General features: G+C 74.8%; 14 protein-coding genes. 6 read left to right on the top strand and 8 right to left on the bottom strand.

Annotated elements, in window-relative coordinates; genetic code table 11:
- Positions 1 to 42: 42 nt before the first annotated feature.
- Positions 43 to 1,446 carry a family 2B encapsulin nanocompartment shell protein gene (locus tag RM572_RS20925; RefSeq protein WP_311674903.1) on the bottom strand — a complete coding sequence of 468 codons (1,404 nt, stop codon included), beginning with the start codon at positions 1,444 to 1,446 and terminating at the stop codon, positions 43 to 45.
- A gap of 78 nt (positions 1,447 to 1,524) precedes the next feature.
- Positions 1,525 to 2,937 (bottom strand): family 2B encapsulin nanocompartment shell protein, encoded by a 1,413-nt coding sequence (locus RM572_RS20920; protein ID WP_311674902.1) that lies wholly within the window; start codon positions 2,935 to 2,937, stop codon positions 1,525 to 1,527.
- A 343-nt stretch (positions 2,938 to 3,280) separates the two neighbouring features.
- Here RM572_RS20920 and RM572_RS20915 point away from each other — a divergent pair, with 343 nt between their 5' ends.
- A complete protein-coding gene (locus RM572_RS20915) occupies positions 3,281 to 3,883 on the top strand; it encodes an Rv1733c family protein (RefSeq protein ID WP_311674901.1) in 603 nt (200 codons plus the stop codon).
- Positions 3,884 to 3,978: 95 nt separating this feature from the next.
- Positions 3,979 to 6,444 carry a right-handed parallel beta-helix repeat-containing protein gene (locus RM572_RS20910; protein WP_311674900.1) on the top strand — a complete coding sequence of 822 codons (2,466 nt, stop codon included), beginning with the start codon at positions 3,979 to 3,981 and terminating at the stop codon, positions 6,442 to 6,444.
- Here RM572_RS20910 and RM572_RS20905 read toward each other — a convergent pair.
- The gene (locus tag RM572_RS20905; protein ID WP_394813663.1) at positions 6,408 to 8,927 is read right to left on the bottom strand and encodes a hypothetical protein; all 2,520 of its coding nucleotides are present in this window, start codon (positions 8,925 to 8,927) and stop codon (positions 6,408 to 6,410) included. The genes RM572_RS20910 and RM572_RS20905 overlap by 37 nt on opposite strands.
- Before the next feature lie 177 nt (positions 8,928 to 9,104).
- Between RM572_RS20905 and RM572_RS20900 the strand changes: the two genes are divergently transcribed.
- Positions 9,105 to 9,938 carry a DeoR/GlpR family DNA-binding transcription regulator gene (locus tag RM572_RS20900; RefSeq protein WP_311674899.1) on the top strand — a complete coding sequence of 278 codons (834 nt, stop codon included), beginning with the start codon at positions 9,105 to 9,107 and terminating at the stop codon, positions 9,936 to 9,938.
- Positions 9,939 to 9,999: 61 nt separating this feature from the next.
- On the opposite strand, the gene RM572_RS20895 is transcribed toward RM572_RS20900, so the two are convergent.
- Positions 10,000 to 11,106 carry a PLP-dependent cysteine synthase family protein gene (locus RM572_RS20895; RefSeq protein ID WP_311674898.1) on the bottom strand — a complete coding sequence of 369 codons (1,107 nt, stop codon included), beginning with the start codon at positions 11,104 to 11,106 and terminating at the stop codon, positions 10,000 to 10,002.
- A gap of 106 nt (positions 11,107 to 11,212) precedes the next feature.
- Between RM572_RS20895 and RM572_RS20890 the strand changes: the two genes are divergently transcribed.
- Positions 11,213 to 11,530, top strand: coding sequence for a hypothetical protein (locus RM572_RS20890; RefSeq protein WP_311674939.1), 318 nt, complete (start codon positions 11,213 to 11,215; stop codon positions 11,528 to 11,530).
- A 148-nt stretch (positions 11,531 to 11,678) separates the two neighbouring features.
- The gene (locus RM572_RS20885) at positions 11,679 to 12,242 is read left to right on the top strand and encodes an ATP-binding protein (protein WP_311674897.1); all 564 of its coding nucleotides are present in this window, start codon (positions 11,679 to 11,681) and stop codon (positions 12,240 to 12,242) included.
- Between the two features lie 32 nt (positions 12,243 to 12,274).
- On the opposite strand, the gene RM572_RS20880 is transcribed toward RM572_RS20885, so the two are convergent.
- The 4 genes from RM572_RS20880 to RM572_RS20865 all read right to left on the bottom strand — a co-directional run bounded on the left by RM572_RS20880 (position 12,275) and on the right by RM572_RS20865 (position 14,993).
- Positions 12,275 to 12,568, bottom strand: coding sequence for an SHOCT domain-containing protein (locus RM572_RS20880; RefSeq protein WP_311674896.1), 294 nt, complete (start codon positions 12,566 to 12,568; stop codon positions 12,275 to 12,277).
- Between the two features lie 197 nt (positions 12,569 to 12,765).
- Entirely contained in the window at positions 12,766 to 13,173 is a 408-nt protein-coding gene (locus RM572_RS20875) for a PPOX class F420-dependent oxidoreductase (protein ID WP_311674895.1), read from the bottom strand.
- A 9-nt stretch (positions 13,174 to 13,182) separates the two neighbouring features.
- Positions 13,183 to 13,710, bottom strand: a complete 528-nt coding sequence (locus tag RM572_RS20870; protein ID WP_311674938.1) for a GNAT family N-acetyltransferase — start codon at positions 13,708 to 13,710, stop codon at positions 13,183 to 13,185.
- Between the two features lie 44 nt (positions 13,711 to 13,754).
- Positions 13,755 to 14,993 carry an ROK family protein gene (locus tag RM572_RS20865; protein ID WP_311674894.1) on the bottom strand — a complete coding sequence of 413 codons (1,239 nt, stop codon included), beginning with the start codon at positions 14,991 to 14,993 and terminating at the stop codon, positions 13,755 to 13,757.
- 17 nt (positions 14,994 to 15,010) lie between these two features.
- Between RM572_RS20865 and RM572_RS20860 the strand changes: the two genes are divergently transcribed.
- Positions 15,011 to 16,276 (top strand): MFS transporter, encoded by a 1,266-nt coding sequence (locus RM572_RS20860; protein WP_394813662.1) that lies wholly within the window; start codon positions 15,011 to 15,013, stop codon positions 16,274 to 16,276.
- Positions 16,277 to 16,300 lie beyond the last annotated feature (24 nt).

The raw sequence follows: 16,300 nt of genomic DNA, 5'->3' as shown, positions 1-16,300 counted from the left end.
TCCGCCGGGAGCCGGCCGCCGGACCTGCACCTCCTGCAGCCGTCAGACCTGCACGTCCTCCAGCACGCCCAGGGCGTCCGGCACGAGCACGGCGGCCGAGTAGTAGGCGCTGACGAGGTAGGAGACGACGGCCTTGTCGTCGACGCCCATGAACCGCACGTTCAGGCCCGGCTGGTACTCGTCGGGGATGCCGGTCTGGTGCAGCCCGACGACGCCCTGGTTCTGCTGCCCGGTCCGCATGGCGAGCACCGAGGTGGTGCCGTCCGCGACGGGGATCTTGTTGCACGGCAGCAGCGGCACGCCGCGCCAGGTACGCACCCGGGTGCCGTGCAGCTCCGTCTCCGGCGGGCAGAGGCCGCGGCCGCTCATCTCCCGGCCGATCGCCGCGATGGCCTTGGGGTGGGCGAGCAGGTACTCGGTCTTGCGGCGCCGGGAGAGCAGCTCGTCCAGGTCGTCGGGGGTGGGCGGCCCGGAACGGGTGGGGATGCGCTGGGAGAGATCGGCGTTGTGCAGCAGGCCGAACTCCCGGTTGTTGACCATCTCGTGCTCCTGCCGCTCGCGCAGGGCCTCGACGGTCAGCCGCAGCTGCTCCTCCAGCTGGTTCATCGGGTCGTTGTAGAGGTCGGCGACACGGCTGTGCACCCGCAGCACGGTCTGCGCGACGCTCAGCTCGTACTCCCGCGGCCCGATCTCGTAGTCGGCGAACACCCCGGGGAGGACGGTTTCGCCGGAGTGGCCGGAGGTCAGCGCGATGTCGGCCTCGCCGCGCCGGTTCTGGCGGGGGATGGCACGCGAGAGGAACGCGTGCAGGTGGTCGCGGAGCGCCGGGGACCGGTCGGCGACCTCCTGGAAGGCGGCGCGCGGCAGGGAGAGAACGATGCAGCGGGTGCCGGCACGCAGTCCGTACTCCCACTCCCCCGGCTCGGGGGTCAGCGCCTGGTCTCCGGCGTGGTCGCCGTCGGTGAGCGTGCCCAGCGCGGCCTCGTCGCCGTACTTGCCCCGGCCGATCCGGTGGATCTTGCCGTGCGCGACGAGGAGCAGCGCGTCGACGGGCCCGCCGGCGTCGGTGACGGTGTCCCCGGCGGAGAACTCGTGCTGTTCGCAGCGGTCGGCGAGCTGCCGCAGGGCGTCCTCGTCGGTCAGCCCGCGCAGCAGCGGGATCTCCCGCAGTTCGGTGGGGATGACGGACACCGCCGCTCCGGTGTTGGTGAACTGCACCCTGCCGTCCCCGAGGGTGTGCGTCATGCGCCGGTTCACGCGGAACGTGCCGCCGCTGGTCTCCACCCACGGCAGGACTTTCAGCAGCCAGCGCGAGGAGATGCCCTGCATCTGCGGGGGCGTCTTGGTGGTGGTCGCGAGATTCCGCGCTGCCGCAGTCGAAAGACTCGTGGGCTCGGATTCCGCGGAGGTGGTGTGGTCGGTCTCGGTTTCCGGATGGGTCGTCAAGGACGTCTGCCTCTCTGCGCTTCGGGGGATGTGTGCGGTCGCGGGTTCCGGGCCGTGCGGCGGTTTCCGGGGGAAGGATCAGTGGCCGATTTCGACGTCCTCGAGAATTCCCAGCGCGTCGGGCACGAGAACGGCCGCGGAATAGTAGGCGCTCACCAGATAGGACATGACGGCCTTGTCGTCGATCCCCATGAACCGTACGGACAGGCCGGGCCGGTACTCGTCGGGGATGCCGGTCTGGTGGAGTCCGACGACGCCGCGCTGCTCGCCGGTCCGCAGGGCCATGACGGAGGTGGAGCCCTCTCGGGACACCGGGATCTTGTTGCAGGGCAGGAGCGGAACGCCCCGCCAGGCGGGCACCGCGTGGCCCTCGAAGTCGACGTTGGCGGGCTGGATGCCGCGCCTGCTGCACTCGCGACCGAACGCGGCGATGGCCTTGGGGTGGGCGAGGAGGACGCTGGGCTCCTTCCAGACGGTGGCGAGCAGCTCGTCCAGGTCGTCAGGGGTGGGCGGCCCGGAGCGGGTGTGCAGCCGGTTCCGGGTGTCGGCGTTGTGCAGCAGGCCGAACTCCCGGTTGTTGACCATCTCGTGCTCCTGCCGCTCACGCAGGGCCTCGACGGTCAGCCGCAGCTGCTCCTCCAGCTGGTTCATCGGCTGGTTGTAGAGGTCGGCCACCCGGGTGTGCACCCGCAGCACGGTCTGCGCCGCGCTCAGTTCGTACTCGCGGGGCGAGGTCTCGTAGTCCACGAAGGTGCCGGGCAGGGCCGGTTCGCCGCTGTGGCCCGCGGTGAGCGCGATCTCGGACTCGCCGTCCGCGGTGCGCTGGGCGGGCAGGGCGGCCCGCGCCGCCTCGCAGTGGGCACGCAGGCTGTCGGAGCGGCCGTAGACGTCCTCGAAGTCGGCGCGGGAGAGGGTGAGTACGGTGCCGCCGGTCAGCGCGCGCAGCGAGAACTCCCAGTGCCCCGGCTCCTCGAGAAGGTCGGCGTCCCCCGCGTAGTCCCCGCCGGCCAGGACGCCCAGGTCGGTGTCCTCGTCGTACTTGCCGGGCCGGACCTTGCGCAGTTTGCCGTGCGCGATGAGCACCAGACGGTCCGCGGGGGCGCCGGCTTCGACGAGGGTCTCGCCTGCGGAGAAGTCGCGCTGTTCGCAGCGGTCCGCCAGGGCCTCGAGCACGGGGCGGTCCGCGTAGCCGCGCAGCAGCGGGAGTTCGGTGAGTTCGGCGGGGATCACGCGGATGTCGGAACCGGTGGAGACGAATTCCACCCGGCCGTCCCCGAGGGTGTGCACGAGCCGCCGGTTCACCCGGAACGTGCCGCCGGACACCTGTACCCACGGAAGGACCCGCAGCAGCCACCGGGAGGAGATCCCCTGCATCTGCGGGACCGTCTTGGTGGTGGTGGCCAGATTCCGCGCGGCTGCGGTTCCGAGGCTCGAGGGGTGCTGGTCTTCGACGTAGTCGCTATCGGAATGCGATTCCATCGAAGTCGTCATGGAGGACCACCAATCTCCTTCTGGCTGCGGGAATTTCCCGCACCGCGCGACGAAGTTAGCCAGGCGCTCACGATGTCCGCAATCGCTCGAAAGATAAGCAGCCGGAAGGAATGTCCCCCGCGTGCCGCGGGTAACGCGGCGTTTCGGGGCGCCGTTCTCGACGCATCGTCACCACAGCAGCCCGGTCCTTCACGGTGAGCGACCATACGGCCTGCCCCGGGCGTCGTCCGGGTGGGCGCACGGAGTCCGGACGCGCGACGGTCACGGGCGCCTTCCGCACCACTCCCCGCAGGCGGGAGCACCGGAGTAGAGTCCGCCGGGGGAAGAGAAGGGGGCACGAGACGTGCGGAGCATCGCGGGACTGTGGACGTGGCGCCGCAGTCCACTGTGCCGCCGCTCCGACCTCGCGGAGGCGTGGCTCGCGTTGTGCGGACTGGCGCTGCTGCTCCTCGGCGTTCCGCTGGCCGGCGTCGCCGCCGGCACGGCCGCGTACGGCGAACTCGCCGCGCTGGTGCGGCAGGAGCACGCGCAGCGCCACGCGGTGTGGGCCACCGCGAAGCAGCCGGTGGACCGCCCGCCCACGGCTCCCGGCGAAGCGGACGACGACGAGGGACCGCAGAGCCACCCGGTGCTGGCCTTCTGGAAGGGCCCGGACGGCGTCACCCACACCGGGACGGTGCACGCCGCGAGACCCATGGACCCGGGAGAGCGGTTCCGCGTCTGGACGGACGCCGAGGGCAGCCTGACGCCTCCTCCGCTGGCGCACGGCACGGCCGCCGCCTACGCGGTGGCGACCGGCCTGGTCGCGGGGGCGCTGACCGGCGCGGCCGTGGAGGCGGGCCGCCGCGCGGCGATGGCACGGCTGCTGCGGCGCAGGTATGCCGCGTGGGAGGACGAGTGGGCGCGGATCGGCCCGGACTGGGGCCGTGCGGGCAGCAACAGCTGACCGGTCATCGGGTGGCGTGGGCGCACGCTACGGTGGAGCCCCGCATCCCCCGCACGTCATGGCAACCCCCGCACGAAGTGAGGACGCAGCAGTCCATGGGACAGGCCTCGGTCCAGGTCACGCACACCGGCACCTCCCGCTGGCGGCGCCGCACCGGAGAGTACGGTTCGCTCGCCGCGGCGCTGGAGGCGGCCGCCGACGGGGACGTGCTCACCGTCTCCCCGGGAACCTACCGGGAGAACCTGGTCCTGGAACGGGCCGTGACGCTGCGCGGCCCCGAGCGGGCGGGCGGCGGCTCGGTGCGGATCGCTCCGCCGGACGGCGTCGCGCTCACCGTCCGGTCCTCGGCGACCGTCCGTGACCTGCAGATCGAGGGTCAGGACGCCTCCGCCCCCGCGCTTCTGATCGAGGACTGCGCGCCCGAGCTCACCGGCATCCGCATCATGACGCGTTCCGCCGCGGGACTGGAGGTACGCGGCGGAGCCCGCCCCACCGTGCGGCGCTGCACCGTGGACAACCCGGCCGGGCTGGGTGTCAGCGTCAGCGGCGGGGCCGGCGGCGTGTACGAGGAGTGCGAGGTGGTGGCCGCCGGGCAGGCCGGCGTCTCGGTGGGCGACGGGGCGCACCCGCGGCTGGAGCGGTGCCGCATCCACCACGCCTCGGGCGCCGGGCTCTCCCTCCACGGCGACGGCAGCGCCGCCGAGGCCGTGGGCTGCGAGGTGTACGAGATCAAGGGCGCGGGAGTGCAGGTCACGGCCCGTGCGACCGCGCACCTCACCGACTGCCGGGTGCACCGCACCACGGCCGACGGCGTCACCCTCGACACCGACGCGGTGCTCACCCTGGCGGACTGCGAGATCCACGACATCCCGGAGAACGCGGTCGACCTGCGATCCCGTTCGGTGCTCACCCTGACCCGCTCCACGGTCCGCCGGTTCGGCCGCAACGGCCTGTCGGTGTGGGACCCGGGCACCCGTGCCGACGCCAACGGCTGCGAGATACACGACAGCACCGGCGACTACCCGGCGGTGTGGGTGAGCGACGGCGCCTCCGCCGTGCTGGACTCCTGCCGGGTGCACGGCGTTCCGGACGCGCTGTTCGTCCTCGACCGCGGTTCGCAGGTGGACGTCCTGGACTGCGACCTGACGCAGGTGCGCGGCACCGCGGTCTCGGTGAGCGACGGGGCCACGGTGCGGCTGGACGACTGCCGCATCCGGGAGGCCGCCACCGGCGCGTGGTTCCGCGACCACGGCAGCGGCGGCACCCTGGCCAACTGCACCGTCGACGCCACCGCGACCGGCATGATCGTCACGAAGGGCGCGGATCCCGTCGTCGAACGCTGCACGGTGACCTCCCCGGAGGAGGCCGGTGTGTACGTGTCGGCCGAGGGCCGCGGTACGTTCCACGGCTGCCGGGTCACCGGATCGCGCGGCTACGGCTTCCACGTCATCGACGGCTGCCGCAGCACGCTGCGCCGCTGCCGTACCGAGCGCTGCGCACGCGGCGGGTACGAGTTCGCGGAGGAGGGCGCGGTGGTGGAGGACTGCACCAGCGACGAGAGCGCCGCACCCGCCGCAGTCCCCACTGTGGCCCCCGCACCCCCGGCGGCAACGGCGTCCGCCCCTCCCGCCACCGCGGGGCTGCTGACCGCCACCGAGGCGGTCCCGCCGCCCCGCGGCGGTGGCGCGAAGGCGCCCGGCGCCGCCGCGTCGTCGGCGCCCGGGGCACCGGCCGCGGAGGCGGCCCGTCCGGCGACGGAGGTGCTGGGCGAACTCGACGGCCTGGTGGGCCTGGACAGCGTCAAGCGTGAGGTGCGGACGCTGACCAGCATGATCGAGGTGGGCCGCCGCCGGGAGCAGGCGGGGCTCAAGGCGGCGTCCGCGCGGCGCCACCTGGTCTTCACCGGCTCCCCCGGCACCGGCAAGACCACCGTGGCGCGCCTGTACGGCGAGATCCTGCACGCGCTGGGCGTGCTGGAGCGCGGTCACCTGGTCGAGGTGTCGCGGGTGGACCTGGTGGGCGAGCACATCGGCTCGACCGCGATCCGCACCCAGGAGGCGTTCGACCGGGCGCGCGGCGGCGTGCTGTTCATCGACGAGGCGTACGCGCTGTCGCCGGAGGACTCGGGGCGCGACTTCGGGCGCGAGGCCATCGACACGCTGGTGAAGCTGATGGAGGACCACCGGGACGAGGTCGTGGTGATCGCCGCCGGGTACACGACCGAGATGGAGCGGTTCCTCGCCGTCAACCCGGGCGTCGCGTCCCGCTTCTCGCGCACCATCACCTTCGGCGACTACGCGCCGGAGGAACTGCTGCACATCGTCGAGCAGCAGGCCGCCGAGCACGAGTACCACCTGGCGAAGGGCACCGGGGACGCACTGCTGGACCACTTCGCGGCGCTGCCCAAGGGGCCCTCGTTCGGCAACGGCCGCACCGCGCGGCAGACGTTCGAGGCCATGGTGGAACGGCACGCCGGCCGGGTGGCGCAGCTGGACGAGCCGGACACCGACGACCTGACGCTGCTCTACCCGGAGGACCTGCCGGGCGCCTCCGCGTCCTGACCGGGCGGGGCGTCCCGAGGGCCGTGAACGCCGTCGCTCTCCGGGCCGGCCGGTGCGTGCTGGGCGGGCAGCGCGGGGGCGGGGGACGGCGCCACATCCTTCGCAGGTGCCTCCGGTGCCCCCGGTGCCTCCGGGCAGAGGCGGGCCAGGAGCGCGGCGCGTTCCACCGCGAAGGCCGGGTCGGCCTGGTACGCGCCGTGGCCCAGGATCGGCGCCGGCAGCGGAGAGGCGGCCGTACGGCCGTAGGCGAGCGGGTCGGCCAGCGGCCCGCGGTCGACCGCGGTCCCGTCGCCGTCCGGGAGGCGCAGCGGCCCGCCGATGGGGTCGGTGGCGCGCCACAGGTTGCGCCAGCAGTCCAGTTCGCGGTGCAGGGCGCGGAGCGGGCCGGGCCCGAAGTAGGCGGGGAACCAGCGGCCGTAGAGCCGGGCGAGCGGTGAGCCGTAGGTGAGCAGGGCGACCTGCCGCCGGGTGGCGGGGTCGAGTTGCCACACCGCCGCGGCGGCCAGCACGCTGCCCTGCGAGTGCCCGGAGAGGACCAGGCGGCCGCCGCCGTAGCGGCGGGTCCAGGTCGCCATGCGCCACACGAGGTCGGGAACGGCGCGTTCGGCGTAGCACGGCGGCGCGAACGGATGGGCGGCGCGCGGCCAGAAGGTGCCGACGTCCCAGAGGATGCCCACGGTGCGGCGGGTCGAGGCGTCCCGGTAGGCGCGGCGCCCGAGGGTCAGCAGCAGCAGGAAGCCGAAGCCCATCAGCCAGGAGCCCAGCGCCTGCACGGTGTCGGCGGCTCCGTCCAGCACCGCGGGTGTGCCGTCCGCCGCCTCCCCCGGCACGAGGCCGGTGAGCAGCGCTCCGGCCACGGCTGCGGCACCCAGCAGCAGGGTGGCGAGGGCGGTGATGCCCACGACGCGTGGCGCGGAGTCGGTGAGCCGGGCGGCGGCGACCGTCCGGCCGATGCTGCGGGAGCGTGCCGCGTCGGGTTCGGCGCCCGGGTAGGCCAGGTGGGCGTGTGCGGCGAGGCGGGAGCCGGTCCGCCAGACCCGTACGGCGTGCACGCACAGCAGGGCCAGGAGGAGGACGAGGAGCAGCGGTGTCACCGCGGCCTGCCAGGTCAGCACGGTCGGTGGGCCGGGGATGGGGCCCTCCCCGGTACCGGGGGTGGCGCCGCCGTCGAGCCAGTCGGCGACGCGCTGGGCGACCCCGCCGGACATGACGCCCCCCAGCGCGCACCCCAGCATGGCGGTGGCGGCCGAGCCCAGGCCGCGCAGCGCGGTGCGGGGCACCCGGGTGGTGCGGTGCAGCAGCACGCCGAGCACGGCGACTCCGGCGACCAGCAGGCCCTGCGCGAGGGCCAGTACGGCGAACGTGCCGTCGCCGGGCAGCCGCCCCGCGCTCTGCCAGCCGGGCCGCGACCAGGCGGCGTAGAGCACGGACAGGGCGAGGAGCACGGCGGCCGCCCCGGGCAGATGGCGCACCAGCGGGCCGTCCCGCCTGACGTCCGGGCAGCCCTCGCCGCGGCCGCGTGCGCACACGACGGCCAGGACCGTGGCCGTGGCCGCGGCCAGCAGCGCCCCGAGCACCGTTCCCGCCACGGCCGCGGCGCCGCCGGACCGGAGATCGTGTCCGGCGGCCGCGACGGTGAGCGCGGCGGCGACGGTGAGGAGCCCGGCGGCGGTGTGGGCGGCGCGCAGCCGGGCGACCAGGCGCCTGCCGTACCAGAAGCCGGGCAGGCACAGGTCCGGCCGCTCGGTGCCGTCCGGGGCGGGTGCGGGCGGGACCGTGCCGTCCGGCGCCGGCTGCCCGTCGGTGCCGTGCCAGGGCGACTGGGACTCGTACGCGCTCCAGGTGCGGCGGGAGAGCCACCACAGGAGCACGGTCAGCGCGGTGGGCAGGGACGCGGCGAGGGCGAGCCGCCGGCCGGGCTGCGACCACCAACCGCCGCTGCCGTCGGCGCCGGGCGCGAGGAAGCCGAGCCAGGACCGTTCGGCCGCGCATGCCGGCGAACCGGCGCACTGCCACGCCACGAGGCCCAGGGCGACCTCGCAGGCGGCGGCGACCAGCAGCACGGTGAGGGAGAGCGCCAGCAGCCGCAGCAGCGCGCCGTGGGCCCGGACGAGGCGCGGGCGTCCGGCGGCGGACGGGCGCATCCAGTGCGCGAGATTGACGATCATGAACGGCAGCAGGAGCAGCCACAGGGCGCGGGCGCTGTTGCCGGAGGTGAGGTGGGACCAGCAGTACGCCTCGGGCACCACGGCCGGCGTGCGCCCGGAGTGGGGGCGGTCCTCGGCACCGACGTCCTCCGTGCGGCGGTGGACGGCGGCGGTGTCGTCGCCGGTGACCCGTTCGGTGCGGGGGTCGCCGAGCATCTCCTGCGGGGTGGCGCCGCCGACGCCGTGCACGAGCAACTCCAGTGCGGGCCCCTGGACTTCGGCTCCGCCCCGGGGCGTGCCGGGCTGCGGGGCGCGGGACGTGGGCTCGGTCGGCATGTCGCTCCCCCGGGGCTGATGTGCGCGTCGGCACTCAGGATGCTGCCCGCCGGGGGCGCGGCGCAGGCCTTCCCCCGGAAGGTCCCGGAAATCGTGCCGGGACGTGGTGTGCAGGCCGTGGGAGGATGAGGCGTTACGGCGGCCAGGTGCACGTGCGGTGAAGAACGGAGGGGCGCGGTGGCCGACAACCACAACCTCCTTGCGGAGCAGCGGCGCTCGCTGATCCTGGACGAGGTGCGCAGACGGGGCGGGGTCCGGGTGGGAGAGCTGACCCGGCGGCTGCGGGTCTCGGACATGACGGTGCGCCGGGACCTGGACGTCCTGGCCCGCCGCGGAGCGCTGGAGAAGGTGCACGGCGGCGCGGTGCCGGTGGCGGAGGCGAGCGCGCACGAGCCGGGTTTCGAGGTGAAGTCGTCGCTGGAGGCGGGCGCGAAGGAGGAGATCGCGCGTGCGGCGGCGCGGCTGGCCGGCCCGGGCAGCGCGGTCGCCCTGTCCGGCGGCACGACGACCTACCAGCTCGCCCGGCAACTGCTGGACGTGCCGGACCTGACGGTGGTGACCAACTCGGTGCGGGTGGCGGACGTCTTCCACTCCGCGGGGCCGGCGCCCGGCGACCCGCACACTGCACACGGGGCGACGGTGGTGCTCACCGGCGGGGTGCGGACCCCGTCGGACTCGCTGGTCGGGCCGGTGGCGGACGCGGCGATCCGGTCACTCCACTTCGACGTGCTGTTCCTCGGTGTGCACGGCATCGCGCCGCACGCCGGGCTGTCGACGCCCAATCTCGCGGAGGCGGAGACGAACCGCCGGTTCGTGGGGTCGGCGCGCCGCGTGGTGGTGGTCGCGGATCACACCAAGTGGGGGACGGTGGGGCTCAGTTCGTTCGCGCGGCTGTCGGACGTCGACACCCTGGTGACGGACGGCGGGCTGTCGGACGCGACGCGCGCGGAGATGGCGGAGCACCTTCCGGGAGTGCTCGTGGCCGGCGAGGAGGCGGACCGGAGCGCCTGACGGGCACGCTTCGCACCGGCGGGCGCCTCCGGGCCCGCCCGCCACCGCTCACCCCGGATACTTACCTCGCCCGCTCGCTCCAGCGTCCGGTGGCGAGCAGTGCGTCGAGCGTCGCGGTGTACGGGGCGATGTCCATGTCCTGCTCGGCGAGCCAGGTATCGGAGTAGTACTTGTCGAGGTAGCGGTCGCCGGGGTCGCAGAGCAGGGTGACCACGGAGCCGGTGCGCCCGGCCGCGCGCATCTCGGCGACGATCTTGAACGCGCTCCACAGCCCGGTGCCGGTGGAGCCGCCCGCCCTGCGCCCGATCGCCCGTTCCAGCAGTCGTACCGCTGCGACCGTTGCGGCGTCCGGCACCTTCATCATCCGGTCGACGGCACCGGGCACGAAGCTGGGCTCCATCCGGGGCCGGCCGATCCCCTCGATGCGGGAGGCGCGGTGGCTCACCACGCCGGGGTCGTCGTTGACCCAGCCGTCGAAGAAGCAGGAGTTCTCCGGGTCGGCGACGCAGATGCGGGTGTCGTACTGCTGGTAGCGCACGTAGCGGGCGAGGGTGGCCGAGGTGCCGCCGGTGCCGGCCGTCGCGACGATCCAGGCGGGTTCGGGGTACCGCTCGAGGCGCAGCTGCTGGTAGATCGACTCGGCGATGTTGTTGTTCCCGCGCCAGTCGGTGGCCCGTTCGGCGTAGGTGAACTGGTCCATGTAGTGGCCGCCGGTCTCCACCGCGAGGGCGGCGGAGACCTCGTACACCGTGCGCGGGTCGTCCACGAGATGGCACCGGCCGCCGTGGAACTCGATGAGCCGGGTCTTCTCGGTGCTGGTGGTACGCGGCATCACGGCGATGAACGGCACGCCGATCAGCCCGGCGAAGTAGGCCTCCGAGACGGCGGTGGATCCGCTGGACGCCTCGACGACGGGCCGGCCGGGCCGGATCCAGCCGTTGCACAGGGCGTGCAGGAAGAGGGACCGGGCCAGGCGGTGCTTGAGGCTGCCGGTGGGATGCGTCGACTCGTCCTTGAGGTACAGGTCGATGCCCCACTCCTGAGGCAGCGGGAAGCTCAGCAGGTGGGTGTCGGCGCTGCGCGCGCCCTCGGCGCGGACCTTGCGGACGGCCTCGGCGAGCCAGGTCCGGTGGGCGGGGTCGCTGCGGTCCACGTCTGCGGTGCTCATCGGGCGAGCATAGAGCGGGCCTGCGGGGGCCACCGCCGGGGGCCCGGAGGGATGCGGAGGGCGGTGGCGGGGTAGCAGTGCGATGAGCGACGAGGGGTGGTGCGGCATGGGCGAGGCCGACTACGTGGCGACCGGCGTGCGGATCGGGCGCCTGCTGCGCTCGCTGACCCGGGCGGGACGGGTGCTGGTGCGCAACGGCCGGCTGGAGCTGCTGACCAGCTACGGCCGGGAGATCGACAGCGCGCCGCTGGAGCGGGTGCGGATCAGCGGCGGCGGCTGGTACGGCGCGCGGCGCGCGCTGGCCACCGTGGACGGCACGCGCTACCTGCTGCGGCTGGGGCTGGGGCACCGCGACCGGCTGCTGCACGCGGTGCGGACCGCGCGGGCCAAGGACGCCGCGGAGCGGGGCGTCCTCGGCGGCTGACGCCCCGGACGGATGTCCCGATTTGCGGGCGGGCGGGCGCGGACGCACCCTGAAGGGCGTGGCGTACGGCCGGATGCGGCGTACGCCTCAGTGATCCCCTCCGGCGTTTTCCATCGGGCCCTCCTCCTTCCTGGGAGTCGCAGTGGTGATGAGTCGAGACAGCAGGCCGAGCAGGCACTGCGCGGTCGAGTTCCAGGCGCTGCCCTCGCGGATCGGCCAGGTCCGCAGGATCGTTTCTGCGCAACTGCGCTACTGGCATCTCGATCCGCTGATCGACCGGGTGGCCCTCGGCCTGACCGAGCTGCTGGCGAACGTCCACCAGCACGCCGGACCGGACAAGCACTGCACGGTCGAGATGGTCTTCCTGTGGGACCGGCTCACGGTCTCGGTACGCGACCACGACCCGCAGCTGCCGAGCCTGCGCGTGTCGGACACCTCGGCCACCCACGGCAGGGGGCTGGCTCTGGTGGCCGCGCTGAGTGACAGCTGGGGCATCCGCGAGCAGCACGACGGCTCGGGCAAGGTCGTCTGGTTCACCCTCCCCGCTCCGTTCACGGCACCCGCCGAGCCGGTGTTCGAGGCGGCCGCCGCCGAGGCCCGCCCGGAGGCGGCGGGCACTCGGGCGGCGGCGGTGCCGGCGGCCGTACCCGCGGCGGACGACGCGGGGCCCGCACCCCTCGGGGAACGGCGGCCCCGCGCCCAGCACGCCTGAGCGGGCCGCGAAGCGGTCGGCCCGCCCTCGGCTCAGGCCGGTTCGCCCCTGCTCTCGTTGAGGACGGACAGCCGCAGCCAGTACTCGTCCTCGTCGATCTCGCCCGCGGCGAAACGGCGCGCCAGCAGACCGGTCGCGCTGTCCTTCGCCTCCCCGGTGCCCCGTCCCTGCCAGGGCGGTCCGCCGCGCCAGGGGCCGCCTCCGCGACGCGGGAGGACGAGGCGCAGCAGCAGGACGGCCCCCGCGATCACGGCCGCCCAGAGCAGGGGGAGGAGCAGGATCCAGGGTCCGGGGCCGCCGTCGCCCCAGTGCGCCGGAGTGTTCATGCCGATCGGCTCCTTCGGTCGCGGTGTGTGCGTCGCTTCCGAGAGTGGCCCCGGCACGCCGGCGGCGTCGTCGTACGGCGGGCGGCAGTCCGGCTGCACCCGACGGAGTAGCCGGCCCGCGCGGTGACGCCGCGGACGTACGGGCGGCGCAGAGTGAACAGCCGGTTCAGGTTCGGGAACCCGGTTCGGGATCCGGTTCAGGAGCCGGACGCGGGCGTCTCCACGAGGCGTACGGCGATGCCCGTGTGCGGGCGCTTGCCCAAGCGCAGCAGCGCGCCCCCGGAGTCGACGAGGCGGAACTTCCAGCCGTACTTGCCGGCCATCGCCCGCCGGACCCGGCGGAGCCCGGCGGCGTCCTCCAGCAGCCGCGCGGTGCCCGGCACGGCCGCCGCGCCGTCGTCGATCCTGCCGCGCACGTCGCACGGGGTGACGGTGACGTGCGTGTCGTTGCGCAGCCGCTTCACCTTGCCGCTGTCGCTGCGGGTCCACACCAGCAGTTCGTCGCCGTCGCGCACGGCCCAGACCGGGGTGGGCACCGGGGTGCCGCTGCGGCGGTGGGTCGCCAGGCTCACGTACTCGTGGTCGCCGAGGAGTGGAGAAGACATGCGGCGAGCCTACTTCCCCTGCCACGACGCGGTTTCGAGGTCCCGGCGCATGCAGAGCCTCGGCCAGCGGTCGAGTCCGGCGGCCGCCTCCCGGGCCCGCAGGCGGCGCAGCCCCGGCGTCTCCTCGCGCGGGGCGAGCGGGCGGAAGCCGCAGCGCCGGTAGTAGGGCGCGTTCCAGGGGACGTCGGCGAAGGTGGTGAGGGTGAGCGCGGGCAGGCCCTCGGCCGACGCACGGACCGCCGCACGCTCCAGCAGGGCACGGCCGATGCGCTGCCGCGCGTGGTCGGGACGGACGGAGACCTGCTCGATGTGCAGGCAGCCGTCGACGACCTCGAGCAGGGCGTAGGCCACGGGCGGGCCGTCCTCCCGGTCACGGGCCACCAGGAGGCCGCCGGAGAGCAGGAACGGGCGCAGTTCCTCCGGGGCGGGCGGGGTGTCGTCGGCGACGGCGTCCATGCCGAGGGCACGGAAAGCCTCACCCGCGGCCGCCTCGAGGCCGGGCAGCGCCGGCAGATCCCGCTCGGCCCCGGGCCCGATGTGCCACGGCGGTCCGTTCCCGGCCGGGCCGGCGGCGGGGCCGGTCACGCCGTGGCTCCCAGCGTGCCCAGCGGGTCGTCCAGGACCGGCTGCCAGGCCAGTTCTGCGGCGCCGACGAGACTGTTGTGGTCCAGCGAGCAGGCCAGCACGGGTACGCCTCCGCTGCGGCCCCACAGGCTGCGGTCGGCGACCACGGACCGCAGCAGGTCGCCGTCGGTCTCCACCAACACGCGGTGCAGGCCGCCGAGGACGATGCGGTCGGGGTTGAGGATGTTGACCAGCCCGGCGAGACCGAGTCCGAGGCGTCCGATCAGCGTCTCCACCGCCGACCGCACGGCGGGGTCGCGGGCGTACTCGGCCTGGATGAGGGTGCGTGCCTGCTCCAGCAGCGACACCTCGGGGCCGGGGGCGCGCCCCGCGGCTTCCAGGAGCGCGAGCGGGTCGGTCTCCACGTCCAGGCAGCCCCGGCTTCCGCAGTGGCAGGGCCGGCCCTCCGGATCGACGGTCAGGTGGCCGACCTCCAGGGCGAGCCCCGAACTGCCGCTGTGCAGGCGGCCGTCGAGGACCAGTGCGCCGCCGACGCCGCGGTGGCCGGTACCGACGACGAGCAGGTGCTGGGCGCCGCGCCCCGCGCCGTGCCGGTGCTCGGCGAGCGCGGCGAGGTTGACGTCGTTCGCGGCGTGGCCCGCGGCGGGGGTGCCGGGCCGCGGGCCGTCGACGCCGGCTTCGGCGAGGCAGCGGGTGAACAGGTCGCGGACGGGGGCGCCGGGCTTCCAGGACAGGTGCAGCGGGTTCAGGGCCGTGCCCTCGGGCTCGGCGACCGCGGAGGGGACGGCGAGGCCGGCTCCGACGCAGCGGCGCCCGGTCTCGCGCAGCAGCGCGGCTCCGGCTTCGACGACCTCGCCGAGAACCTGGGCGGGGTCGGCGTCCACGGTCATGCAGCCGGGGGCGGTGGCCACGATGCGGCCGCCGAGCCCGACGAGGGCGGCGCGGAAGCCGTCGGCGTGCACCTGCGCGGCCAGCACGACCGGGCCGTCCGGGTCGACGGCGAGGCGGTGCGAGGGGCGGCCCTGGGAGCCGACGGCGGCTCCGGGACTGGAGTCCACGGTGATCAGTCCGAGCGCCTCGAGTTCGGCCGCGACGGCGCCGGCAGTCGCCCGGGTCACGCCGAGTTCGGCGGTCAGCACTGCCCGCGTGGGCGCCCGGCCGGTGTGCACGAGTGCGAGTGCCGGGCCGAGGGCGCCCCGGCCCCTGTCCAGCCTTGTTGTACGCGTCTGGGTCACCCCTCTATTCTGGCTTTGTGCCGCACATAAACAAACTCCGGTCCGGTCGTACCGGCGAGGAGGGGGACCGCATGTGCGCGGACGCCCCCGTCCCCGCCCCGGGACCGGCCCGCCTCCGCACCGCCCTGACCGCGTTCTTCGCCCTCGACGGCTTCCTCTTCGCCGGGTGGGTCGTCCGCATCCCGGCCATCAAGGCGCAGACCGGCGCCTCGGCCGGCGAACTCGGCCTGGCGCTCCTGGGCGTGTCGGCCGGCGCGGTGGCCACCATGATGCTCACCGGGCGGCTGTGCGGACGGTTCGGCAACCACCACGTCACCGTCGCGTCCGCGGCGCTCGTCTCGCTGGGCATCGCACTCCCCCCGCTCACCCACTCCGCCCTGGCGCTGGGCCTGGTGCTGCTGGTCTTCGGCAGCGCGTACGGCGCGATCAACGTAGCGATGAACAGCGCGGCCGTCGACCTGGTGGCCGCCCTGCGACGACCCGTGATGCCCGGATTCCACGCGGCGTTCAGTCTCGGCGGGATGCTCGGCGCCGGCCTGGGCGGGCTGGTGGCCGGCTCGCTGTCGGCGACCCGCCATCTCCTGCTGCTCGCCGTGATCGGGCTGGCGGTGACGGCCGTGGCCGGACGTGCCCTGCTCTCCCGGCCCGCCCCTCCCCCGGCGGCCGGGCGCAGCGGCCCGCCGTCGACGGGCACCGGGCGGAACGGCCCGGACGGTTCGGGAGGTTCAGGAGGTCCCGGCGGTTCGCGCCGCGGCGTCGTCGCCGTCCTGGGCCTGATCGCCCTGTGCACGGCGTACGGCGAAGGCGCGCTCGCCGACTGGAGCGCCCTGCATCTGACCCAGTCCCTCGGCGCCGACCCGGGCCTCGCGGCCGCCGGATACGCGGTGTTCGCGCTGGCGATGACCGTGGGCCGACTCAGCGGCACGGCCCTGCTCCAGCGTCTGGGGCAGGTGCGGGCGCTGGTGGCCGGCGGGGCCACCGCGGCGGCGGGCATGCTGCTGGGCGCGCTGGCGCCGAACGTGTGGCTGGCCCTCGCCGGGTTCGTGGTCACCGGCCTGGGGCTGGCCAACATCTTCCCGGTCGCGATCGGCCGGGCCGGCGCCCTGGCCGGGCCGCGCGGAGTGGCCGCCGCCTCCACGCTGGGATACGGAGGCATGCTGCTCGGCCCGGTCGCCATCGGCTTCGTCGCCGAATGGACGTCCCTCACGGCGGCGCTCACCACGGTGGCCGCGCTCGCCGCCGTCGCCGCCGCGGTGGCCTGCGCCGCGCGCCGGGTGATCTGAGCCGGCGCGCCCCGGAGCCGACGG

The sequence above is a fragment of the Streptomyces hazeniae genome, from assembly GCF_031845485.1.
Taxonomy (GTDB): Bacteria; Actinomycetota; Actinomycetes; order Streptomycetales; family Streptomycetaceae; genus Streptomyces; species Streptomyces hazeniae.
This window is presented reverse-complemented; position numbering and strand designations above follow the sequence as displayed.

Bases quoted from the DNA above. Each gene is read 5' to 3' on its own strand.
- RM572_RS20920 (WP_311674902.1), bottom strand. From the start codon at position 2,937: ATGACGACTTCGATGGAATCGCATTCCGATAGCGACTACGTCGAAGAC.
- RM572_RS20910 (WP_311674900.1), top strand. From the start codon at position 3,979: ATGGGACAGGCCTCGGTCCAGGTCACGCACACCGGCACCTCCCGCTGG.
- RM572_RS20905 (WP_394813663.1), bottom strand. From the start codon at position 8,927: ATGCCGACCGAGCCCACGTCCCGCGCCCCGCAGCCCGGCACGCCCCGG.
- RM572_RS20895 (WP_311674898.1), bottom strand. From the start codon at position 11,106: ATGAGCACCGCAGACGTGGACCGCAGCGACCCCGCCCACCGGACCTGG.
- RM572_RS20890 (WP_311674939.1), top strand. From the start codon at position 11,213: ATGGGCGAGGCCGACTACGTGGCGACCGGCGTGCGGATCGGGCGCCTG.
- RM572_RS20885 (WP_311674897.1), top strand. From the start codon at position 11,679: ATGAGTCGAGACAGCAGGCCGAGCAGGCACTGCGCGGTCGAGTTCCAG.
- RM572_RS20880 (WP_311674896.1), bottom strand. From the start codon at position 12,568: ATGAACACTCCGGCGCACTGGGGCGACGGCGGCCCCGGACCCTGGATC.
- RM572_RS20875 (WP_311674895.1), bottom strand. From the start codon at position 13,173: ATGTCTTCTCCACTCCTCGGCGACCACGAGTACGTGAGCCTGGCGACC.